Source organism: Streptomyces sp. NBC_00690 (assembly GCF_036226685.1).
Lineage (GTDB): Bacteria > Actinomycetota > Actinomycetes > Streptomycetales > Streptomycetaceae > Streptomyces.
Window position 1 is genome coordinate 4,833,818 of sequence record NZ_CP109009.1, and the last position, 22,767, is coordinate 4,856,584.

A 22,767-nucleotide genomic window follows, 5' to 3' on the forward strand; every position below is an offset into this window, starting at 1 on the left:
GCCTGTCCGCCCGGGAGCGCCGGGGCGAGCCCTGGTGAACGGGAGGAGGACCCGACAGTCCACACATCTGATCCGAGTGGCCCAAGGGGCCTCAGCGGCGAACGCGTGATGCGGGAGCGCCGGTCAGCGGGCCGTCGCACCGACTTCCGCGCCCGACACCTTCACCAGGACGACCTCCTGCGGCGCACGCGGGTGCGGCTTCACGCCCTGGAGCACCGCTGCGGTCTCCTTGGCGGAGGCGATCGACTTCTCCGGCGGCTTGACCTTCTTGAACTTGGCGACCGCCAACAGCGCCAGTCCGCCGGCCAGCAGCAGGAACGCCACACCAACGATCAGGAACGACCAGGCGAGACCGAGCCCCAGATTGTGGATTCCGTACGCCGCGGCAAAGCTGAGCACGGGTAGCGAGAAGAGCACGAACACCCCTGCGACGATCAAGGCTGCTCCGCCCGTGACGCCGCGCTTGACGTCCTGTCGGAGCTCCGCCTTCGCCAGGGCGATCTCATCGTGCACAAGTGCCGACATCTCGGCGGTCGCCGACGCGACCAACTGCCCGAGGCTCCGCTCTGCACTGGTGCCGGGGTCGCTCATCGCTACTCCCTCTTTCCTGGCTCTGCTGCGGTGTCCGGGCGCTCCTGGAGTGTCCTGGAGACCGGGACGCTTCTGAATTGTCCGGGGTCCGTTATCAGATCATGCCGGACGCTCACGGTCTTCGCGCGACGCCCCCGAGGCTTCCTGTCCGCCGCCGGCTGAGACGCCTGCCAGCCGACGGTGCTCCGCGGCCCTCTTCTCGTAGATCTCCGCCATGCGGAGGTGGTACGCCGGGTCGTCCTGTTCGTAGATGTCGGGAATGCCATCCTGGTCGTCGTCGCGTTCCTCGTCCGCGATGAGCGCCCGGTACTTGCGTACCCGCAATTTGAGAAGAACACCGGCGAGTACGGCAGCAATCAGTGAGCCCATCAGAACGGCAGCCTTCACCTGATCGGTGAGCCCCGCATCGCCGGCGAAGGCCAGTTCGCCGATCAACAGGGACACGGTGAAGCCGATACCGGCCAGGGTGGCGACGGCGAAGACATCCGGCCAGGCCAGATCCTCGTTGAGTTCCGCTCGGGTGAAGCGGGCTGCGAGCCAGGTGCCGCCGAAGATGCCGAATGCCTTGCCGACCACCAGGCCGAGGACCACTCCGAGCGTTTCGGGCTTGGTGAAGACGTCGCCGAGTACGCCCCCGGAGACACTGACGCCGGCCGAGAACAGGGCGAAGAGCGGTACGGCGAGCCCTGCCGACAAGGGACGCACCAGATGTTCGATGTGCTCGCCGGGGGAGTGGTCCTCACCCTCCCGGCGGGAGCAGCGCAGCATCAGGCCCATGGCGACGCCCGCGATGGTGGCGTGGACGCCGCTGTTGTACATCAGGCCCCAGATGACCAGGGCCAGTGGGACGTACACGTACCAGCCGTGCACTTCCTTGCGGAGGAGAATCCAGAAGAGGACGAGTCCGGCGAAGGCGCCGCCGAGTGCGGCGAAGTTCAGATCGCTGGTGAAGAAGACGGCGATGATCAGGATGGCGAAGAGGTCGTCCACCACGGCGAGGGTCAGCAGGAACGCGCGCAGAGCGGACGGGAGGGAGGCACCGAGAACGGCGAGTACGGCGAGGGCGAAGGCGATGTCCGTGGCGGTGGGAACGGCCCATCCGTCGGTTGAGCCGCCTCCGATCGTGTTGACCGCGAGATAGACCAGTGCGGGAACGGCCATGCCGCTGAGCGCGGCGATCACGGGAAGGGCGGCGGCTTTGGGGTCGCGCAGTTCACCCGCGACCAGTTCGCGCTTGAGTTCGATGCCGGCCACGAAGAAGAAGATGGCGAGCAGACCGTCGGCCGCCCAGTGCTGTATCGAAAGGTCCAGGCCGAGCGACTCAGGGCCTATGTGGAACGAACTGAGGGACTCATAGCTGCTCGACAGGGGAGTGTTGGCCCAGATCAGGGCCACGATGGCGGCGATGAGGAGCAGGACTCCGCCGACGGTTTCGGTGCGCAGGGCGTTCGCTACGAAAGTGCGCTCCGGCAACGACATCCGGCCAAGGAACTTGCGGGGGCTCGGCGAAGTCATGACGGGTGTACCTCCGGTAGGTCGGGCAGGGCAAAGCACCTGCCGACCAGACTTCCCGGCGCACCTAGGTTCACATTGTCGCGCTCTTAACGCGCGGCTCACCATAAACCTAAGGAGACGCTCGTGGGTATCCGGCGATCATCTTTGTGATCTTACTTTAGGGGCATAGCAGACTTTCTGGGCACCTGGAGTGGCGTTCGGAGGGTGAGGAGCAGGGGCCCGCACAGACCACGGGCACCCCGCGCCGGAGCTGCGGGGTGCCCGTGGTCTGTCTCCCGAGGCGACCGTCCAAGCGGCGTCGCCCCGGGGGAGCGTCAGTCCTCGGAAGGCGCGCTCGGCAGACGGGACTGGATCAGATCCATCACCGACGAGTCCGTCAGCGTCGTCACATCGCCCATCTGACGGTTCTCGGCGACATCCCGCAGCAGTCGCCGCATGATCTTTCCGGAACGTGTCTTGGGCAGCTCCGCCACCGGCAGGACACGCTTGGGCTTGGCGATCGGGCCGAGGGTCTTGCCGACGTGATTGCGCAGGTCAGCCACCAGGTTCTCGTCCTCGGTCGCCGTGCCCCGCAGGATGACGAACGCGACGATGGCCTGTCCGGTCGTCTCGTCGTTCGCGCCGACGACGGCCGCCTCGGCGACCTTGGGGTGGGAGACCAGCGCGGACTCGACCTCGGTCGTGGAGATGTTGTGACCGGAGACCAACATGACGTCATCGACCCGGCCGAGCAGCCAGATGTCGCCGTCGTCGTCCTTCTTGGCGCCGTCCCCGGCGAAGTACTTGCCCTCGAAGCGGGACCAGTAGGTGTCGATGAACCGCTGGTCGTCGCCCCAGATCGTGCGCAGCATCGACGGCCACGGCTCGGTGAGGACCAGATAGCCGCCACCACCGTTCGGGACCTCGTTGGCCTCGTCGTCGACGACGGTCGCCGCGATTCCCGGCAGGGCCCGCTGGGCGGATCCCGGCTTCGTCTCGGTGACGCCGGGCAGCGGCGAGATCATCATCGCGCCGGTCTCCGTCTGCCACCAGGTGTCGACGATGGGGGTGCTGCCGCCGCCGATGTGCTCCCGGTACCAGATCCATGCCTCGGGGTTGATCGGCTCACCGACCGAGCCGAGGATGCGCAGGCTGGAGAGGTCGAACTTCGCGGGGATGTCGTCTCCCCACTTCATGAACGTGCGGATCGCGGTGGGCGCGGTGTAGAGGATCGTGACCCCGTACTTCTGGATGACCTCCCAGAACCGGCCCTGGTGCGGGGTGTCCGGCGTGCCCTCGTACATGACCTGCGTCGCGCCGTTGGCCAGCGGGCCGTACACGATGTACGAGTGCCCGGTGACCCAGCCGATGTCGGCGGTACACCAGTAGACGTCCGACTCCGGCTTGAGGTCGAAGACGGCGTGGTGGGTGTAGGCGGCCTGGGTGAGGTAGCCGCCGGAGGTGTGCAGGATGCCCTTGGGCTTCCCGGTGGTGCCGGACGTGTACAGGATGAAGAGCGGGTGCTCCGCGTCGAACGCCTCGGGGGTGTGCTCCGCGGACTGGCGGTCGACGATGTCGTGCCACCACACGTCGCGGCCTTCGGTGACGGCCGTGTCCTGGCCCGTGCGACGGACCACCAGTACGTTCTCGACCTGGGGGCACTTGGCGACGGCGTCGTCGATGGCGGGCTTCAGCGCCATCGGCTTGCCACGGCGGTAGCCGCCGTCGGCGGTGATGACCAGCTTGGCGTCGGCGTCCAGGATGCGGGAGGCGACGGCATCGGCGGAGAAGCCACCGAAGACCACCGAATGGGCGGCGCCGATTCGGGCGCAGGCCAGCATCGCCACCGCGGCCTCGGGAATCATCGGCAGATAGATGGCGACGCGGTCGCCCTTCTGCACACCCAGCTCGGTCAGGGCGTTCGCGGCCCGCGAGACCTCGTCCTTCAGCTCGGCGTAGGTGACGGCGCGGCTGTCTCCGGGCTCGCCCTCGAAGTGGATCGCCACCCGGTCGCCGTTTCCGGCCTCGACATGGCGGTCCACGCAGTTGTAGGCGACGTTGAGTTTGCCGTCCGCGAACCACTTGGCGAAGGGCGGGTTGCTCCAGTCGAGGGTCTCGGTCGGCTCGGTGGCCCACGTGAGCCTCCGTGCCTGCTCGGCCCAGAAGCCAAGCCTGTCAGCCTCGGCCTGCTCGTACGCCTCCGCTGTCACATTGGCGTTCGCGGCCAGCTCGGCCGGCGGCGCGAACCGCCGCTCTTCTTTGAGAAGATTTGCCAGGCTTTCGTTGCTCACGACATCTCCCTTTCCCAGGGCGTCCTCTGTGCGTATGTGTCCGAGCCCATAGCTCACCAGCCCAGGGGGTCGGGTGACAAGAGCCTTCCAGAAATTGGTTTAGACCTTTTGAGTCTTGGTTGATGCTATGAGACGGCCCCTCCTTCCCGGGCGGCGGGAAGGAGGGGCCGTACGGTTGCACGGATGCTGCCCCGGGGTGGTTCATCTTCGGCTCTCGATGGCTGATTCTCCTACGAATGGCCGGGAGTCGCTGTGGGGGAGCTTCAGGTTCGGACAAGCGTCTGATCCCGCTCATCCACGGATGGGTGAGGGCTGCGGTTCTGGCCCGAGGGCTTGCCCAGTGCGAGCACCCTGTGAGCCCACTTCGAGCCCTCTGCATGTTCTGCTGCGTGCTCGGTTCCGACCCGGACCGATCGAACCCACTCGGGGCCGGTGCATCGATGAGGCGGGGGCGTTCGGGCCCCGACCCCCGCTCCGGTGGGTGTCTCGCTCCGTTTTCGGACTGCGGCGGCAGCAGTGAGGATGAACGTATGAAAGCCGAGACCGCGTACCACGGTGAGATGGGGAAGCAGTTCGCCGCCCAGGCCACGAACAGTGCCTACAACGCGCACACCGATCGGCCCGCCATGCTGGGGCTCGCCGGTGATGTGGATGGGCTGTCCGTTCTGGACCTCGGGTGCGGGGCCGGCCACTACGCCGCGGATCTGCTGCAGCGAGGTGCCGCGACGGTCGTCGGCGTCGACGGGAGCGAAAGCCTGCTGCGTGCCGCGCAGGACCGCATCGGAGCCGGGGCCGTCCTGCACCACCATGATCTGGAAGAGCTGCTCACCTTCTTGGCCGACCAGTCGTTCGACCTGGTGGTGATGGCCCTCGTCTACCACCACATAACCGCCCGTGAACAACTGCTCGCCGAGATCCGGCGTGTGCTGCGGCCGGGCGGGGCCCTGCTTGTCTCGACGACCCACCCCACCGGCGATTGGACCTACTTCGGCGGTTCCTACTTCGCGGATGAGCAAGCCGAGCTGCCTTTCGGCGACGGATTCGCCCTGAACTACTGGCGGATGACCCTGGAGAAGTTCCTCGGAGAACTGCTCGGTGCAGGGTTCGTGCTGGAACGCCTCCTGGAGCCTCGGGCCGAGGAGGAGGCTCGCCGGGTTGATCCGCGCCGGTACGACAAAACGCACAGCCAGCCGAGCTTCCTCTCGGTCAGGCTGCGCCGCCCCTAGCGACTTCGTGTCACTAGGGGGGAGCATATGCAGCCCGCGCTGGTTCAGCCGCGGCCTGCCACCAGCTCAGACATGTGCCTTGACCAGGGCCGACGATGCCGGTGCAACCCGGGTGAACACCGCGTCAAAGTTGTGATCGTCACTCTTGGCCAACAGATACGCCTGGGCCTCGCCGCCGTGGAAGTACATTCCGTGGAGTTCCAACGCGCCCTCAGCGAGTCTGCGTGCGACCGATTCATGCGCCCGTAGATGATCCAGTTGCTGGACCACATTGGTCAGGCACAACTGCTCCAGGGCGTCGGTCGGCAGCCTGCCGGAGATCCGTGCCCAGGAACGGTGTCGGCTTCTCATCCGCTCCAGGCTCGGCCGGCCATGCCTCAACCATCGCTTCCAAGGGGTCTGTGTGCCTCCGGGAGGAGTGGTCAGCAGCGCCTCCATGGCGCCGCAACCGGAGTGGCCACAGACGGTGATGGAACCGACCCGCAACACGTCCACCGCGTACTCGATGGCTGCGGCCACCGAGTCGTCGCCGTTCTTCGCACCGGGCAGGGGGACCAGATTGCCCATGTTGCGCACGGTGAAGAGATCGCCCGGGCCACTGGCTGTGATCATGCTGGTGACCAGCCGGGAGTCGGAACAGGTGAGAAAGAGCTGCGACGGCCGCTGGCCCTCCCGCTCCAGTCGCGCCAACTCGTCCCGCACCAGTGGGGCCGTGTCGCGCTGGAAGGAGCTGAGCCCGTCAGCGAGTTGATGGGTGGTGGGACCCTGCACCCGGGCTTCGCAGTGGTGGTTGCGCCAGGGAGTCCACGGGCGACAACAGCCATGGGTCTCCGACGCGGGTTCACTGATGCGACCCCCGGCCCGACCAGTGAACTCCACCGTGCCGCCCTGTCCCACATGGGAGGACTGCCAGTCGTGCAGGGCCTCGTAGGCGGCGTGGTCCATGAAGGACCCGTCCAACTCGACGACGCACTGGGCGCCCACGGGTACTAGGCTGAGCGCCCTGGTCAATCGGGGAACGGCGAGGAACGTCAACTGTCCACGCACCTGGACCCGATGGACGCCGTCGTGCTCCTCCTCCGTGATCCTGGTCCGGGTCAACCGGTGCAGCGCGACCGCGACGGCCACGGCGACGCCGATGATCACTCCCTCCAGTACCCCGGTGAGCACGACCGAGGCCAAGGTCACCGCATAGACCAGGACTTCGCGATTGCGTCGCACGGTCCGCATATGGGTGATGTTGACCATCTGCACACCCACGACCATCACCAGCGCCGCGAGCGCCGCCAGCGGGATCAGATCGAGCACAGGAACCAGCAGCACCGCGGCCAACACGATCCACAACCCGTGCAGCATCGTGGAGTTTCGACTGACGGCGCCCGCCGACACATTGGCCGAACTGCGCACGGCCACGCCGGTGATGGGCAACCCTCCCAGCGCGCCGGAGACCACATTGGCGGCACCCTGCCCGGCCAACTCGCGATCCAGATCTGCGCGGGGGATGCGGACGTCCTGGTCTTTGCGACCACCGATCAATTTGTCGACTGCCACGGCCGACAGAAGCGACTCCACACTGCCCACCAGGGTGATGGTCAGCACGGCAGCGAGAAGGCCGAGCGCCGGTCCCTGCGGCATCCCGGGCAGTGCATGACTGCTCCACGACGGCAGATCGACACGGGGGAGATGCAGCCCGGCTAGGACGGCGAGCGTGGTTGCGGCGGCCACCGCGGCGAGCGCGCCCGGGATCTTGCGGACGATCCGGCCTGCTGCGCCCGGAATCCGCGGCCAGGCCAGCAGTACCGCGACGGTCAGGGCGCTGACGGTGATTGCTGCCGGCTGTAGCGCCGCGAGTTGGGCGGGCAGCGCGCGGACGTTGGCGATCGCCGAACTCTGCGGTGTGCCGCCGAGGACGATGTGGAGTTGCGCCAGGGCGATGGTGACGCCGATGCCGGCGAGCATTCCATGGACGATCGCAGGGCTGACGGCGAGGGCGGAACGGGCAACCCGAAGGGCGGCGAGGCCCAGTTGCGCGAAGCCGGCGAGCACCGTGATGGCGCAGGTGACCCGCCAGCCGTACTGCTGGATCAGGTCGGCGGTGACCACCGTCAGTCCTGCGGCCGGTCCGCTGACCTGGAGCGGGGCGCCGCCGAAGCGGCCTACGACGATGCCGCCGACTGCTGCGGCGACGAGTCCCGCTTGCAGTGGTGCTCCGGTTGCCAGCGCGATGCCCAAGGAGAGGGGCAGCGCGATGAGGAACACGGCGATCGATGCGGACAGGTCCGCGCCGCTGATGCGGAAGCGGGTCGGACCCGTTGGTGGCTCGTGGGAGCGGCCTCGGCGAGTTCGCTGGGCCTTGCTGGGCTCACGAGGTGGTTCGTCGGTGCGGGTGGGGACGCAGGCGGACATGGTTCCCGTCTCCTCCGGGGCAGCGCGGTCGCGGAATGTGGGGACGCGGCCGTGGGTCACGGCGTAAAGCGGCGGGAGGCTCAACTTTCAGTAAATTGATCGTAATGCAGAGTAAAGACTGAGGCATGATTTCCTGCGCAAATAGGGCAATGGTTCACCCGTTTCAGTGATTAGTGCGCTTAATGCGGCCCGTCGCAGACCTTCCTTCGCTCACCCAGTGCGACTTTGTCGGCCATCGATACCGGTCGGAAAAACACAAAGTCATATGAAATGAGGTGAGCGGATGAAATCCGCCGTACAAAGGGTTGCCGTCGGCGCCGCCGTCACGGCGCTGGTCGCCGGGGTCGCGGGCTGCTCGGTCGTCGGGAAGGACGCCCAGCAAGAAGGCGCGCCAGGTGCGAAGAAGGCCGCAGCGCCCAAGCTCGCGCCACGTCTCATCGGCGACGGCTCGACTGCGTACACGGGAGTTCAGCCGGCCCAACTCAAACCGGAACGTCTCAAGGCGGGTGAGAAGCCACCCCAGTTCGTCGTGTTCTCCTGGGACGGGGCCGGCGAGGACAGTCAGAAACTCTTCTCCCACTTCCGCAAGGTCGGCAAGAAGTACAACGCGACCATGACGTACTTCCTCAGCGGTGTTTATCTGTTGCCCGAGGCGAAGTCGAGCCTCTACCTTCCGCCCCAGCACTCCGCAGGTCGGTCGGACATCGGATTCAATGACGCCGAGGGCATTCGGGACACCGTGCGGGAGTTGCGCGGTGCCTGGCTGGAGGGCAACGAGGTGGGCACCCACTTCAACGGCCACTTCTGCGGTGCGGACGGCGGGGTGGGGACCTGGTCGGTCGACGAATGGAAGAGCGAGATCAGCCAGGCCAAGTCCTTTGTGAAGAACTGGAAGACCAACTCCGGCCTCACTGCGGAACAGCCCCTGCCCTTCGACTACGAGAAGGAAATGGTCGGGGCGCGCACGCCATGCCTTGAGGGTCAGAAGAACTTCGTTCGCGCCGCCAGCGAACTCGGCCTCCGCTATGACACCAGTGGGGTCAATGACCAGATCTGGCCCGAGAAGGAACTCAACGTCTGGGACCTCTCCCTCCAGCTGGTGCCGGTGCCCGGTCGGGACTTCGAGACCCTGTCCATGGACTACAACTTCATGGTCAACCAGTCGGGGACGGTCAAGGGCGACCCGGCCTCCCATACCTACTGGGGCAACCAGATGCGCGACGGCCTCGTGCAGGCGTTCGATCGTGCGTACGAGGGCAACCGGGCGCCGTTGATCATCGGCAATCACTTCGAGTCCTGGAACGGCGGCACCTATATGCGCGCCATCGAGGAGACGATTGCCACGGTCTGTGTGCAGAAGGACGTCAAGTGTGTGTCCTTCAAGCAGCTTGCGGACTGGCTCGACGCTCAGGACCCCGCGGTCCTGGCGAAACTGAGGACCCTGAAGGTGGGGGAGGAGCCCAAGGGTGGCTGGGCGACGTACCTCACTGCCGCCCAGCCTGCGAAGTCCGGCCGTGAGAAGGCCAAACCGGTCAAGCCCGCTGCTCCCGCAGAACCCGCCAAGCCCGCCGCGCCGGTGGTTCCGGCGGGCAAGCCGGCGGAAAAGGACTGATCGAGCGGCTCCCGCCCAAGCGTGGGGCCCGAGATCAGGCCGGTAGTGGAGCGCCGACCTCCGCTACTCGCTCCCTCAGTACGAAGGCGGGGTCGACCTGGGCCGCCAGGTCGACCCCCGTCTTGGCATTCCCCCAACTCTCCGCGTTCCTGAGATGGAAGTGGACCATCTGGCGCGTGTACCGCTCCCAGTCACGCTGGTCGTACGAGTCGTCGGCAGCGTTCTGAAGGGCCTGGAGCGACATGCGATTGTCCGCTTCCAGTAGTTCGAAGGGGCGCGGTCGACCCTTCTCCATCGCCCGTACCCAATCGGAGTGGCCCACGGTGATCAGAAGGTCGTCACCTACCTCCTCGCGGAGGAAGTCCACGTCGTCCTGCCCCTGGACCTTGTTGCCGACGACCTTGAGCGATACGCCGAAGTCCCGTGCGTACTCCTTGTACTGACGGTAGACCGACACGCCCTTGCGGGTGGGCTCGGCGACCAGGAACGTCATGTCGAAGCGGGTGAACATCCCGGAGGCGAAGGAGTCCGATCCTGCGGTCATGTCCACGACCACATACTCATCGAGCCCGTCGACGAGATGGTTGAGGCACAACTCCACCGCCCCCACCTTGGAGTGGTAGCAGGCCACACCCAGGTCGGACTCGGTGAAGGGGCCGGTGGCCATCAGCCGGATGTCACCGTCGTCCAGCCGGACGGTGCGTGCGCACGCGTCGTAGATGGGATTGTCCTCGTCGACCCTCAGCAACTGCGAACCCTCGCCCGGAGGGGTCGTCTTGATCATGCTGTCGGGCGAGGCGATACGGGGATTGGAACCGCGCAGGTACTCCTTGATCAACGGGAGGTGGGCGCCCATGGCCGGCAGTTCAGCCGCCTGCGTCTCATCGAGCCCGAGCGCTGCTCCGAGGTGCTGGTTGATGTCGGCGTCCACCGCGATGACCGCAGCTTCATTGGCGGCCAGATGACGGATGAAGAGCGAGGACAGCGTGGTCTTCCCGCTGCCGCCCTTCCCTACGAAAGCGATCTTCATGTTCACCTAGGGTAGTAGCTCTATGTCGCCCCGCTGTCATGCAGCGTGAAGAAGACCACTCCAAGGTGGGGTGCGCGCCGAGGGCGCGTAGCCTCGCTGGCTATGAGCACGCACGCTTCGTCCGCTGCATCGGCAGGGTCCGTTCCGTCGGATGCACAGCCCCGCACCGCCGCACCCTCTTCTTCTGCGGCTGCCGTCACTCCGCCGACTTCGGTCCGTGCCGACGTCAGAGACGGCATCGGATCCAGTGCCCCGTCAGGGGAGCCCGGAGCAGGGGAACGGCACGTTGGCCAGGACATCTCTGGTGCGGACGGCGGAGCCTCCTCTGAGTCCGGGGCCTCCCTGCCGCCTCCCTCGCCCCGAGGGGGAGCGACCCCGAGTGGGAAGGTTCCGCGTGGAGCGGGGGCCGATGCTTCGGTGCCGTCAGGGAGCGACCCATTGGTTGCTCTGGCGTCCCTGACCGGTGTCCCGGAGGCCGTCGAGGCCATGCGCAAGGCTGTCGATCGTGTCTATGGGCACCGTGTCATGCGGCGTCGTAGCAACGAGGTGACCTCCGAGGCCGCGCTGCGCGGAGCGCGTGGTTCCGCCGCGCTGGCTGGGGCTGACTGGGCCTTGGAGGAGGTGCGCAGGCGTACTGATTTCAGTGGTGACCCCGAGGCCCGCATGGTGGGGGCGGCGCTGCGATTGACAGCGGAGGCGGGGCAACTCCTCTCCGTCTGGCGGCAGTCGCCGCTGAGGGTGCTGGCCAGGCTTCATCTGGTCGCTTCGGGCAATGCCACGGAGGAGGTAACCGTTGGACGTCCACGGCTCGTGGGCGAAGCGGTCGACGAACCCTTCATCCAGGCGCCGCTGCCCAGCGCGGATGAGGTCGCGGGGCGACTGGACGGACTGGCTCGACTGATCATTTCAGGGTCTTCCGCGCCCGCTCTGGTGATCGCTGCCGTCGTTCACGGCGAGTTGTTGGCGCTGCGCCCGTTCAGTTCTCACAACGGTCTCGTCGCACGGGCGGCAGAGCGGATTGTGCTGATCGGCAGCGGGCTCGACCCCAAGGCCATCTGCCCTGCGGAAGTTGGCCATGCCGAGCAGGGGCAGGCTGCCTACAGTGCAGCCTTCGAGGGATATCTGTCCGGTACGCCGGAGGGTATGAGTGATTGGTTTGCGCACTGCGGTCGTGCGGTTGAGTTGGGTGCCAGGGAATCGACGGCGGTCTGTGAGGCGCTCCAGCGGGGGGCGGCCTGAGCCGGTTGCGGTATTCCCTGGGGTGGGTGCCTCTGGAGCCGCCCGATCGTGCCCGGCTCGGTGTGTCACTCGCCCTCGGGAGAGTTCCCCCAGGTCACCCGCCCTTGAGGAAAGCCCTGCCTGCGATGTGATGCGCCTGTGTGGCTGGCGGATGCTGTGCGGGCTGGGAATCGCGCTGGGTGGGAAGGGCCTCAGGGGCGCCCCGGCTCGTGCTGCCAAGTGGGCGTGGCTGCCGGTCAGCGGCCGGTGGTGTGCTCGTCGGAGCCGCGCTGAGGGCGTGTCGACATGGTTGCGGCGGTACCGATATCCGGCACCGCCGCTGGCATGTCCACCGAGTTACCAAGCGTCCTCGAAGATGTGCCCATCAGGTCGGGAACTCTTGCCCGTCACCTGGTGCGGCTGGCCCGTATTCGACGGGTCGACGTCGCGTGGGTGCTCAGTTTTCATGCTTCGGTCCGTGGGGCCTTAATGCGTTTCTCGGTGATCCTCTCGGATGTCCTTGGTCTCGCGGGCCGTTGAATCCTTTGTACTCCGGTACACGAGGAAGCGGAACCCCTGGCTCAAGTTCTTTACTTTTAGCTTCAAATACGGGCAAGTCGGTCGGCTATGCCTTCGAGGGCCCCGGCGGCTGCTTGCGCGGCTGCAGTGCGCCGGCGGCTCGCGTACCAAACGAGCCCCGCTGTCGCTGCTGCCGCACCCACTGCGGCAGCAGCAACCAGAGCTGGCCGGGGTGGCATCGAGAAGGCAGGTAGGCGTTGCTTGAGCCGGACGGGTCGGTTGAAGACGAGAATCGGCCAGTCTCGTACGGTTGCTTCCCGGCGGAGAGCTCGGTCCGGGTTCACGGCGTAGGGATGGCCGACCGACTCCAGCATGGGAATGTCGGTGATGGAGTCGCTGTAGGCGTAGCAACGTGAAAGGTCGTACCCCTCGGACTCGGCCAGTTCTCTGATGGCCTCGGCTTTGGTGGGTCCGTAGGCGTAGTACTCCACCTCCCCCGTGAAGCACCCGTCCTCGCCGACCACCATGCGCGTCGCCACGACTCGATCGGCGCCCAACAGCTCACCGATCGGCTCGACCACCTCCGCGCCGGAGGTGGAGACGATCACCACGTCCCGGCCGGCCGTGTGGTGCTCCTCGATCAGGGAAGCGGCCTCGTCGTAGATGATCGGGTCGATGAGGTCGTGAAGGGTCTCGGCGACGATCTCCTTCACCTGCTGGACGTTCCAGCCCTTACAAAGCGCGGAAAGGTACTCGCGCATGCCCTCCATCTGGTCGTGGTCGGCACCGCCAGCAAGGAAAACGAACTGGGCATAGGCGGTGCGTAGTACGGCCCGCCGGTTGATCAGGCCGCCTTGGTAGAAGGACTTACTGAAGGTCAGTGTCGAAGACTTCGCAATGACCGTCTTGTCCAGGTCAAAGAACGCAGCTGCGCGAGGCAAGGAGTGGTTATCCACGAGCAGAGCATAGGTGCCCGCCATTCGGCGTACGCCCGGGCGTGTGGGTTTGCCTGAGAAGGCTCTCGGGTACACCATGGAAGTCACGGATCGTTCGCGACCGTGCTAACCCGGTCCGGCTCCTCCCCCCCCGAGTCGGCCGGAGAGACGACCCCCGCTCTCCCCCCCGGCGGGGGTCGTCGCATGTCCGGGCGGGTTTTCTCTTGTGGGTCGAGATCCATTTTGATGGCTGACCCCCCTTCGTGGGCCGTTTGCGTCCTGGGCATCCACCACTCTGCAACGTCACTGTGCGTAGTGGAAGAGGTGCGGCTGGGAGTCACCGGTATGGACTACCGAGTTATTCACAGGCGGCTAGTTGTCCACAGCTTTTGAGCAAGATCCACACGATTTTCCGGTGTGCTCCACCGTGATTCCAGCCGCGGCAGTTCGCGGACAACAGGAATCGCCGATCCCGTTTCTAGGCGAGATCGAAGTAAGTGGGGGGCGAAGTGGCTGGATCACTCACGTCTAAGACGGTCCCGGTCGTCGAAGGTCCGCGGGAAGGACCTCTGATCGTCACCGAGGACACGGACCTGCTCGACGATCTGCTGCGGTTGTGCGCCGCAGCGGGAGTAGAGCCGGAAGTGCATCACTCGGTGCCGGAACACAGGGGCGGCTGGGAAACGGCTCCCCTGGTCCTCGTCGGCGACGATGCGGCTGAGCGTTGTCGCGGGGCGACCCGCAGGCGAGGCGTACTGCTGGTCGGCCGAGATCAGGACGATCCGAACGTCTGGCGGCTGGCGGTGGAAATCGGTGCCGAGGGCGTGCTGCGCCTGCCGGATGCCGAGGGGTGGCTGCTCGACCGGATCGCCGACGTGGCCGAAGGTGTCGCTGCCCCGGCCCTGACGGTCGGGGTGGTCGGAGGCAGCGGTGGGGCGGGGGCGTCGACACTGTCCTGCGCCCTGGCGATCGCGGCTGCACGGGCGGGCCAGAGGACCATGCTCATTGACGCTGATCCGTTGGGCGGAGGCATCGACGTACTGCTGGGCGGTGAGCGAACAGAGGGGATGCGATGGCCTGATTTCGCCGAGTCCAAGGGGAGGGTCGCAGGTGGCGCGCTGGAGGAATCGCTGCCTGAACTGCATCAGCTGAGGGTGCTCAGTTGGGACCGTGGGGATTCGGTGCTCGTCCCGCCGGAAGCCATGCGGTCGGTGCTGGCCGCTGCGCGCCGCCGTGGGGGTGTGGTCGTCGTCGATCTGCCGCGCCGGGTAGATGAGGGAGTGGCAGAGGCACTTGCCCAGCTTGATCTGGGGCTGTTGGTCGTGCCGGGCGAGTTGCGGGCGGTGGCCGCCGCCAATCGAGTGGCATCCGTGGTCGGGATGGTGCTTCAGGACCTCCGGGTGGTCGCCCGAGGCCCCTACGGCGCGGGACTGGACGAGGCGTGGGTCGCAGCCTCGCTGGGGCTGCCATTCGCGGGCGAGGTGCCCTGGGAACCCGGTCTGCCCTCAGCCCAGGAACAGGGAGCGCCACCGGGTGGATCGCCAGGACCCTTGAGCCGGTTCTGCGGGGAGTTCTGGGGACGGGTGCTGACGGGGAGCGCTGCCTCATGACCACCGGACTGCTGGACGCCGTACGACAGCGCCTGGCCGAGAGCGGTGCCGAGCCCACGCCCGCACGAGTTGCCGCTGCGCTGCGGGCTCACGGGCGCTTGTTGGGCGATGCCGAAGTGCTCGGCGGTACCGAGACGCTGCGCTGCGAACTGGTGGGCACGGGGCCGCTGGAGCCGTTGCTTGCCGACCCGGCGGTGACGGACGTCCTCGTCTCCGCGCCCGACCGGGTGTGGGTCGATCGAGGGCGCGGCCTGGAACTGACCAGGGTCACCTTCACGGACGCGGCTTCGGTCCGCAGGCTGGCCCAGCGGCTGGCGGCAGTGGCGGAACGTCGGTTGGACGACGCGCGCCCCTGGGTGGACGCACGTCTACCGGACGGGACCCGGATGCATGCGGTGATCCCCCCGGTGGCGGTCGGTTCAACCTGTCTGTCACTGCGCGTGGTTCGCCCCCGGGCGTTTTCCCTGGAAGAACTGGTCGAGGCAGGGACCGTACCGCCTGGAGGCGATCGAGTTCTGCGTGCGCTCATCGATGCCCGGGCGTCTTTCCTGATCAGTGGAGGGACGGGCACGGGCAAGACCACGCTTCTTTCGAGCCTGCTCGGACTCGTCGGCGAGCACGAGAGGTTGGTGCTGGCCGAGGATTCGGGGGAGTTGCGGCCCGATCATCCGCATGTGGTCCGTCTGGAGTCGCGCACCGCGAATCAGGAGGGAGCGGGCCAGGTGACGCTGAGGGAGTTGGTGCGGCAGGCGTTGCGCATGCGCCCGGACCGACTGGTCGTTGGTGAGGTCAGGGGGCCCGAGGTCACCGACCTGCTCGCAGCCCTAAATACGGGACATGAAGGGGGTTGTGGAACAGTTCACGCAAATGCCGCAGCGGACGTTCCGGCTCGCCTGGAGGCGTTGGGGATGTCCGCGGGACTCGACCGGGCCGCTCTGCACAGTCAGCTCGCCGCGGCCTTGTCGGTGGTCATCCATCTGACACGGGACCGGGACGGCCTTCGACGGCTCGCCGAGGTCCATGTCCTGGAGCGGAATGCGGTCGGGTTGGTGCAGACGGTTCCCGCGCTGCGCTGGCAACCCACCGGGTTCGCCCCCGAACAGGGCTGGCCGCAGTTGTGCTCCCGGATCGGTGGCACACCATGAGGGCACCTGAGCCGACTCATGTCGCAGCTGTCTGCGCGGGGGCCATGGCGTGGTTGGCCATGGGACAAAAGTCGGGCGTGATGCGGTCCCGGCTCCTCCTGTCCGGTGGTGGCGAGTTCCGGCCGACTCTCTGGTGGTCAGGAGCGGGTCTACGACCATGGATGCAACGAGAGCTGCTACGACGGCGGGAATGGCTCTGTCTGCCGGTGGGCTTGCTCCTTGCGGTGCTCGGTAAGTCGGTCCTGCCCTTGCTGGCAGGTGCCGCGGCGGTTCCGCTGGTGAAGCGCTGGCTCACGGCACGGGAACGGGCCGGCCAACGGGATCTTCGTGCCGAAGCGGTGATCACCTTCTGTGGGTCGTTCGTCGGTGAGCTGCGCGCGGGGCTCCAGCCGGCCCAGGCACTTCTCACGGCGGCTCGAAGCACGGGGGGCCTCGGTGCGGCAGAAGCTTCGGTGTTGGCAGCCGCCCGGTTCGGCGGCGATGTGCCGCGCGAGTTGAGGGCTGCTGCCCGGGAGCCGGGAGCGGGGGGACTGGCCGGAGTGGCCGCCTGTTGGCGGGTCTCCGTGGACGGAGGAGTAGGGCTTGCGGCCGGTCTCGATCGACTGGAGGCCGCGCTCCAGGCCGAACACGATCAGCGCGCCGACGTAACTGCCCACCTGGCGGGTGCCAGATCGACGATTGCTCTGCTGGCGCTCCTGCCCGTGGTGGGGCTGGCCATGGGGTGGGCATTGGGTGCGGATCCGCTGCGCGTACTGCTGCACACCCCGGCGGGACTGGCCTGTTTGCTGATCGGGGGAGCCTTGGAGACGGCCGGGGTGTGCTGGGCCGCGCGCATCGTGCGGAAGGGGCAAGTGGCTCACACGGGGAGCGGGCCGTGAGTGATGCGGCGCAGATCTTCGGAGCCGTCGGACTGGCCCTTGCGGTCCCTCTGGGTGTGGGTGTCTCGCTGGCCCGCCGCAGCCGCGCACGCAGGCTGCGAACAAGAGTCGAACACTTGGTGGGCAGGGAACGGATCCAACCGGCTCGGCTTCGCAGCTTCCCGTTGCATGCAATCCGGCGTTGGGCGGCCCCGCTGGGGGCAGCAACCGCAGGGTTTGTAGTGGTCGAAGATCTGCTCGGCGCAGTTCTGGGACTGTTTGCCGCCTATGCGGTGTGGCGCCGGCAGCGAGGTCGTGATCCGGGGCCATCGCCGGACGAGGACGACATCGAGCGCCAACTCCCTCTTGCAGCAGACCTTCTGGCGGCATGCGTGTCGGCGGGAGCCGGCCCACGCGAGGCCGCTGAGGCCGTCGGTGACGCATTGGGTGGACCGGTCGGTGAGCAACTAGTCAGGGTCGCAGCTCAGTTGCGGCTGGGCGGCGAGCCCGTTGCCGCCTGGGGCGGGTTTGCTCGGATACCTGGCGCCGCCGCGTTGGCCCGATGTATGGAGCGCGCGGATCTGACCGGAGCGCCCGCGGCGGAGTCGGTGTCGCGGTTGGCGGAACGACTGAGGGCTGACCAGGCGCGGGTGGCGGTCGGCCGAGGGCGCACCGCGCAGGTGTTGATCACAGCACCGGTGGGGCTGTGCTTCCTGCCCGCCTTCTTGGCCGTCGGTGTCGCACCGGTTGTCATCGGCCTTGCCGGCGGACTGCTGAACGGCAACTGAATGAACAAACCACGGGGGTTGAGATGAAGCGAGTAGTACGACGTCTGGGGTCCGCCCTTCGCTGGGCACATCTCAGGGCTCGGCTCAGGGCGGGTCGGGGGGACGGGGGCATGACCACCTCCGAGTACGCGATGGGCACGATCGCGGCCTGTGCCTTTGCGGCCGTGCTCTACAAGATCGTCACGAGTGGAGCCGTCTCGGACGCGTTGGGGTCGCTGGTGGGGAAGGCGCTCGATGTGCAGTTCTGAGCGGGGTGATGAGTCAGCGGATCGGGGTTCGGTGACCGCAGAGGCAGCCGTTGCCGTACCAGCGCTGGTGATCTTCACCCTCTCTCTGGTGTGGGCCCTGATGTCGTCAGCGACGCAGATCCAATGTGTGGACGCCGCTCGGGCGGGAGCCCGTGCGGCGGCCCGTTCCGAGCCGACCACCACCGTGCTTGCCGCGGCGAAGTCCGTAGCGCCGGAGGGGGCACGGGTCGCCGTAGAGCGGGAGGGGGACCTCTGGCGGGTCCGGGTGGACTCGCCGGCGCCCGGGCCGGATGGATTGGGGATCATGCTCAGCGCAGAGGCCGCGGCTCACGCGGAGGACGCCTTGGTGGGCGCCGAGCCGGTTCCACCAGGGGTGAAGGGAGCACTGCAATGACGGTGGGACATGGCCTCCCCGTTGCACGCGCCCGGATACCCGCCACGGACGACCGTGGTTCGGCAACGGTGTGGACCGCCATGGCCGTGACCACCCTGTGCCTCGTCTTCGCCGCCGTACTGGCGCTGGGCCAAGCCGTGGTGACCCGTCACCGAGCGTCCACCGCAGCCGATTTGGCGTCACTCGCCGCCGCGAGCCATGCGTTGCTCGGCCCGGCTCCCGCCTGCGCGAAAGGGGTGATGGTGGCCCGGGCGCAGGGGGCCGAGGTGGTGCGATGCGCGGTGCGGGGCGAGGTCGCCGAGGTGACGACGAGGGTCGCATTCGGCCCGTACACGCCCGAGGCGAGGGCCAGGGCGGGTCCGCCGGAGGCGATGGAGTTGCCGGTTGCACTCTCCGGCACACGCGGAATCGAAGGGGGGTCTACTCGGTACTGAGCGGGGCGCCTTTGAGGAGCTCCGTCAACAGCCGGACAGCGGCCCGTTTGTGGAGAGGTTCGTTGCCGTTGCCGCACTTGGGGGACTGAATGCATGACGGGCAGCCCGCCTCGCATTCGCAGGCCGCAATGGCCTCCCGGGTCGCAGCCAGCCAACCGCGTGCCGTGTGGAAGGCCCGTTCGGCGAACCCGGCGCCTCCCGGATGCCCGTCGTACACGAAGACCGTCGGCAGCAAGGTGTCCGGGTGGAGCGGGACGGACACCCCGCCGATGTCCCAGCGGTCACAGGTCGCGAAGAGCGGCAGCATCCCGATGGAAGCGTGCTCAGCCGCATGTAGGGCGCCGCCCAACTGCTCGGGATTCACCCGGGCGGCGTCCAACTGGTCCTCCGTCACCGTCCACCAGACGGCACGTGTGCGAAGGGTGCGGGCCGGCAGGTCCAGCTTGGTTTCGCCGAGCACCTCGCCGGTGATCAGTTTTCGACGAAGGAAGGAGACCACCTGATTGGTCACCTCGACGGAACCGAAGCACAGGCGTCCATCGCCCCAGGGGACCTCGGTGTCCGTTGCGAGGACGGTGATGGCCGTCGTGTCACGGGCGGTGGTCGAGTACGGCGGGTTGGCCTCCTCGACGAGGGCGACGGCGCCATGAGGGTCGGCCAGGTCGAGTTGACGCACCAGATAGCTGCGCCCCTGGTGGAGGTGGACGGCCCCCTCGTGGACGGTGGTGTGGGCGGCCGATTCGTCGACCGTGCCGAGCAGTCTGCCGGTCGCGGCTTCCACGATCTGCACCGGAGGGCCGCTCTCGCCCCGGATGTCGGTGAGGTCCGCAGCCCGTTCCCGGCGGGTCCAGTGCCAGCCGGTGGGGCGACGGCGCAACAGTCGAGCCGCCACGAGTTGGGGCATCAGGTCCGCCGCCGCCGGACCGAAGAGTTGGAGATCGTCTTCAGTGAGCGGGAGTTCGGCTGCCGCGGCACACAGATGGGGGGTGAGGACATACGGATTGTCGGGATCGAGGACCGTCGATTCCACCGGCTGATGGAACAGCGCTTCGGGGTGGTGCACCAGATAGGTGTCCAGAGGGTCGTCCCGGGCCACGAGCACCGCCAGGGCACCGCCTCCCGAGCGCCCGGCGCGGCCCGCCTGCTGCCACAGGGACGCCCGGGTGCCCGGGTAGCCGGCGATCACGACGGCGTCGAGGCCGGAGACGTCCACACCGAGCTCCAGGGCCGTGGTGGCGGCCAGGCCCAGGAGTTCACCGGAGTGGAGCGCCCGCTCCAGCGCCCTGCGCTCCTCGGGCAGGTAGCCGCCACGGTAGGCGGCGACCCGCCGAGGCAGCGAGCGGTCCACCTCCGCCAGGCGTTCCTTGGTGATCAACGAGATCAGTTCGGCGCCCCGGCGGGACCGGACGAAGGCGACCGTGCGGATCCCCTGCACGGTCAGGTCGGTGAGGAGGTCCGCCGTCTCGGCGGTGGCCGTACGGCGTACGGGAGCGCCCTTCTCGCCATGGAGTTCGGTCAGCGGCGGTTCCCAGAGGGCGAAGACGAGTTCACCGCGGGGAGAAGCATCATCGGAGACCTCCTGGACGGGCAGGCCCGTGAGCCGTTCCGCAGCCACCGAGGGCTCCGCTGCCGTGGCCGAGGCGAGGAGGAAGACGGGATCGGCGCCGTAGCGCGCACATATCCGGCGCAGCCGGCGCAGTACCTGGGCGACATGGGAGCCGAAGACACCGCGGTAGGTGTGGCACTCATCGATCACGACATAGCGCAGGGCCCGCAGGAAGGACGACCAGCGGGGGTGTGAGGGCAGGATGCCGCGATGGAGCATGTCCGGGTTGGTCAGGACGTAGGTGGCGTACTGCCGGACCCATTCCCGCTCCTCGAAGGGAGTGTCGCCGTCATAGACGGCGGGGCGGATCCGGTTCCCCAGCGGAGCCGCGAGCTCCTTCACCGCACGGCACTGGTCGGCCGCCAGCGCCTTCGTCGGCGCCAGATAGAGCGTGGTGGCTCCGCGACCGTTCGGGGCCTCTGAACCGTCAAGGAGGGCCGTGAGGGCGGGCGCCAGATAGGCCAGCGACTTCCCGGAAGCCGTTCCCGTGGAGATGACCACCGATTCTCCGGCCAGAGCGTGCTCGGCCGCGACCGCCTGGTGCGCCCAGGGTCGGTCGATGCCCGCTTGCTGAATGGCGTTGATCACTTCTGGGCGGATGCGGTCGGGCCAGGAAGCATGGCGTCCCGGCCGCGGGGGCAAGTGCTCCGTATGAGTGATGCGCGCAGCCCGGCCCGCCCCTGCGGCGAGTCGGGCAAGGACTACACCGGGGGAGGGGCGGGTTTCCCCGCTCTCGGGTGGTCGATTGGGACGGAGATTCTTGGCCATCGGCACCGAGTGTGTCACTGGCGTGACGGACAATGGTCCCAAGGCGTCGTGCATGGCTGCTGGTAAGTGATTGAATGCCATCGCGGCTGGCGACCGTCCTCCGGCTCCGCCGGGGAGACCTCATTGGGGGCGGCCGCTCGATAGCAAGGTGCTGGAGGATCCGTGGACCTGTCCCTGTCGACTCGCAATGTGTCTGGGCCTGCAGGCGACCGTACGGTCGTCGAGGTCGGTGGCGAGATTGATGTGTATACCGCGCCCAAGCTGCGCGAGCAGTTGGTCGAGTTGGTGAACGACGGCAGCTATCACCTGGTTGTCGACATGGAGGGCGTGGATTTCCTCGACTCCACTGGGCTCGGTGTGCTGGTGGGCGGCCTGAAGCGCGTTCGCGCGCATGAAGGGTCGCTGCGCCTGGTCTGCAACCAGGAGCGCATTCTCAAGATCTTTCGGATTACCGGCCTGACCAAGGTGTTTCCCATTCACACCACGGTCGACGAGGCCGTTGCTGCCACCGACTGATGTCGGACGGTGGTTCTGACCGGCGGAGGCTGGTCAGGACCACCGGGAAGCACCGAGAGAGCAAGGGGCACCGGGCACCCAGCCCGGGCCCCTGAGAAGCACGCCCGTACGTCCGAGGGGGATCGCATGGCGACCGTCGAACTGCGCTTCAGCGCCCAGCCTGAGCATGTGAGGACCGCCCGTTTGGTGGCCGCTGCCGTGGCGCGACGGGCAGGTGTCGACGAGGCCGTACTGGATGAGGTGCGCCTCGCGGTCGGTGAGGCGTGCAGTCGGGCCGTTGGTCTGCATCGAAGCCATGGTGTGGATGCGCCCATCCGAGTGGTCTTGACCGACGAGGAGAAGGCTTTCTCCATCGAGGTCGGGGACGAAGTTCCCCTGCCAGGCACCAGCGGTCCACCGGACGCATCCGGTGCTGCGCGTGGTGTCGATGAGGACGCCGACGGTGAGGACGAGATGGGCCTTGCGGTCATTCGGGGGCTCGTCGACGACATGGACGTCAGTTCCAGCGACGTCGGTGGTGTCATCCGGATGAACTGGCCGACCACCCCTGCCATTCTGTTGCCCTGAGGCATCTGCCCCTGAACCGTTGTATTTCTACGTTCTGCACCGACCTTCGCCAGCCCTGCTGGTGCTGACGTTCGGCCGGCACGTGGCTGGCTTCTTGATGCCCGTTTTGCGTGACTGGCCCGGGTCGTCCGGGCTGCCCGCCCTGCAAGGGCTGCCTCGGCCGTCAGCGAATCGGCCGCCAGTGAATTGGCGCCCGAGCGTCCGTACGGCAGCCGCCTGATTCATGGCCGGCTACTCCTCGCGACCTTCGTGGCCCCAGCGGATCCCTCAGTGCCCAGCGGATCTCTCAGTGACGAGGGCCGTGGGGTCTTCGGCGCCTGGGCGAGATGGTCGCGTGCCGCATCTCACTTGCTCTCATCGGCCACAAGCTCATCGGCCACAGGCGTTGGCCACATGCATGCCAGCGGGTGAGCTCCAGGGCCTCGGTACCCCGCATGCCCGAGCGGGCCCCTGGACGAGCCTCTCCAGCCCGTGAGGCACTCGTCCCCGCCCCAGGCCCCAGTGCCGCCCCG

At 67.4% G+C, this 22,767-nt stretch carries 19 protein-coding genes; 12 read left to right on the forward strand and 7 right to left on the reverse strand.

The genetic code is table 11. The features are described from left to right. Positions 1 to 123 precede the first annotated feature (123 nt). The 3 genes from OID54_RS21175 to acs form a co-directional block, all read right to left on the reverse strand. Positions 124 to 591 carry a phage holin family protein gene (locus OID54_RS21175; protein WP_329021660.1) on the reverse strand — a complete coding sequence of 156 codons (468 nt, stop codon included), beginning with the start codon at positions 589 to 591 and terminating at the stop codon, positions 124 to 126. 99 nt (positions 592 to 690) lie between these two features. Continuing rightward, positions 691 to 2,106 carry a Na+/H+ antiporter NhaA gene (nhaA, locus tag OID54_RS21180; protein ID WP_329021661.1) on the reverse strand — a complete coding sequence of 472 codons (1,416 nt, stop codon included), beginning with the start codon at positions 2,104 to 2,106 and terminating at the stop codon, positions 691 to 693. A gap of 314 nt (positions 2,107 to 2,420) precedes the next feature. Further along, positions 2,421 to 4,376, reverse strand: coding sequence for an acetate--CoA ligase (acs, locus tag OID54_RS21185; RefSeq protein ID WP_329021662.1), 1,956 nt, complete (start codon positions 4,374 to 4,376; stop codon positions 2,421 to 2,423). 530 nt (positions 4,377 to 4,906) lie between these two features. Here acs and OID54_RS21190 point away from each other — a divergent pair. Beyond that, on the forward strand, positions 4,907 to 5,602 hold the full coding sequence (locus tag OID54_RS21190) for a class I SAM-dependent methyltransferase (protein WP_329021663.1): 696 nt from the start codon (positions 4,907 to 4,909) through the stop codon (positions 5,600 to 5,602). A gap of 66 nt (positions 5,603 to 5,668) precedes the next feature. On the opposite strand, the gene OID54_RS21195 is transcribed toward OID54_RS21190, so the two are convergent. Beyond that, positions 5,669 to 8,008 carry a bifunctional SulP family inorganic anion transporter/carbonic anhydrase gene (locus OID54_RS21195; protein WP_329021664.1) on the reverse strand — a complete coding sequence of 780 codons (2,340 nt, stop codon included), beginning with the start codon at positions 8,006 to 8,008 and terminating at the stop codon, positions 5,669 to 5,671. Between the two features lie 283 nt (positions 8,009 to 8,291). Here OID54_RS21195 and OID54_RS21200 point away from each other — a divergent pair, with 283 nt between their 5' ends. Beyond that, on the forward strand, positions 8,292 to 9,620 hold the full coding sequence (locus tag OID54_RS21200) for a hypothetical protein (RefSeq protein ID WP_329021665.1): 1,329 nt from the start codon (positions 8,292 to 8,294) through the stop codon (positions 9,618 to 9,620). A 34-nt stretch (positions 9,621 to 9,654) separates the two neighbouring features. Here OID54_RS21200 and OID54_RS21205 read toward each other — a convergent pair whose 3' ends face one another. Then, positions 9,655 to 10,650 (reverse strand): ATP-binding protein, encoded by a 996-nt coding sequence (locus tag OID54_RS21205; protein WP_329021666.1) that lies wholly within the window; start codon positions 10,648 to 10,650, stop codon positions 9,655 to 9,657. A 438-nt stretch (positions 10,651 to 11,088) separates the two neighbouring features. Between OID54_RS21205 and OID54_RS21210 the strand changes: the two genes are divergently transcribed. Then, positions 11,089 to 11,889, forward strand: coding sequence for an oxidoreductase (locus OID54_RS21210; RefSeq protein ID WP_443055652.1), 801 nt, complete (start codon positions 11,089 to 11,091; stop codon positions 11,887 to 11,889). A gap of 581 nt (positions 11,890 to 12,470) precedes the next feature. On the opposite strand, the gene OID54_RS21215 is transcribed toward OID54_RS21210, so the two are convergent. Further along, positions 12,471 to 13,367 (reverse strand): HAD family hydrolase, encoded by an 897-nt coding sequence (locus tag OID54_RS21215; protein WP_329021668.1) that lies wholly within the window; start codon positions 13,365 to 13,367, stop codon positions 12,471 to 12,473. Between the two features lie 464 nt (positions 13,368 to 13,831). Here OID54_RS21215 and ssd point away from each other — a divergent pair, with 464 nt between their 5' ends. From ssd to OID54_RS21250, 7 genes are read left to right on the forward strand one after another with little or no spacing between them, the layout of a single operon-like run. Next, entirely contained in the window at positions 13,832 to 14,932 is a 1,101-nt protein-coding gene (gene ssd, locus OID54_RS21220) for a septum site-determining protein Ssd (RefSeq protein ID WP_329021669.1), read from the forward strand. Continuing rightward, a complete protein-coding gene (locus tag OID54_RS21225; RefSeq protein ID WP_329021671.1) occupies positions 14,929 to 16,077 on the forward strand; it encodes a TadA family conjugal transfer-associated ATPase in 1,149 nt (382 codons plus the stop codon). The genes ssd and OID54_RS21225 overlap by 4 nt, the downstream gene beginning before the upstream one ends. A 59-nt stretch (positions 16,078 to 16,136) precedes the next feature. Then, positions 16,137 to 16,955 (forward strand): type II secretion system F family protein, encoded by an 819-nt coding sequence (locus OID54_RS21230; protein ID WP_443055653.1) that lies wholly within the window; start codon positions 16,137 to 16,139, stop codon positions 16,953 to 16,955. Beyond that, positions 16,952 to 17,722: a type II secretion system F family protein gene (locus OID54_RS21235; RefSeq protein ID WP_329021674.1), complete on the forward strand. Its 771-nt coding sequence runs from the start codon at positions 16,952 to 16,954 to the stop codon at positions 17,720 to 17,722. Before OID54_RS21230 ends, OID54_RS21235 begins: the two co-directional genes overlap by 4 nt. Positions 17,723 to 17,745: 23 nt before the next feature. Beyond that, positions 17,746 to 17,970: a DUF4244 domain-containing protein gene (locus OID54_RS21240; protein ID WP_329021676.1), complete on the forward strand. Its 225-nt coding sequence runs from the start codon at positions 17,746 to 17,748 to the stop codon at positions 17,968 to 17,970. Positions 17,971 to 18,001: 31 nt separating this feature from the next. After that, the gene (locus OID54_RS21245; protein WP_329021678.1) at positions 18,002 to 18,364 is read left to right on the forward strand and encodes a TadE family type IV pilus minor pilin; all 363 of its coding nucleotides are present in this window, start codon (positions 18,002 to 18,004) and stop codon (positions 18,362 to 18,364) included. Continuing rightward, the gene (locus OID54_RS21250) at positions 18,361 to 18,798 is read left to right on the forward strand and encodes an Rv3654c family TadE-like protein (RefSeq protein WP_329021681.1); all 438 of its coding nucleotides are present in this window, start codon (positions 18,361 to 18,363) and stop codon (positions 18,796 to 18,798) included. Before OID54_RS21245 ends, OID54_RS21250 begins: the two co-directional genes overlap by 4 nt. Here the strand turns inward: OID54_RS21250 and OID54_RS21255 are convergent. Beyond that, positions 18,785 to 21,253, reverse strand: coding sequence for a DEAD/DEAH box helicase (locus OID54_RS21255; protein ID WP_329021683.1), 2,469 nt, complete (start codon positions 21,251 to 21,253; stop codon positions 18,785 to 18,787). The genes OID54_RS21250 and OID54_RS21255 overlap by 14 nt on opposite strands. Positions 21,254 to 21,334: 81 nt before the next feature. Between OID54_RS21255 and OID54_RS21260 the strand changes: the two genes are divergently transcribed. Then, the gene (locus OID54_RS21260) at positions 21,335 to 21,688 is read left to right on the forward strand and encodes an STAS domain-containing protein (RefSeq protein ID WP_250921495.1); all 354 of its coding nucleotides are present in this window, start codon (positions 21,335 to 21,337) and stop codon (positions 21,686 to 21,688) included. 126 nt (positions 21,689 to 21,814) lie between these two features. Continuing rightward, on the forward strand, positions 21,815 to 22,255 hold the full coding sequence (locus OID54_RS21265; protein WP_329021685.1) for an ATP-binding protein: 441 nt from the start codon (positions 21,815 to 21,817) through the stop codon (positions 22,253 to 22,255). The last annotated feature ends 512 nt before the right edge of the window (positions 22,256 to 22,767 follow it).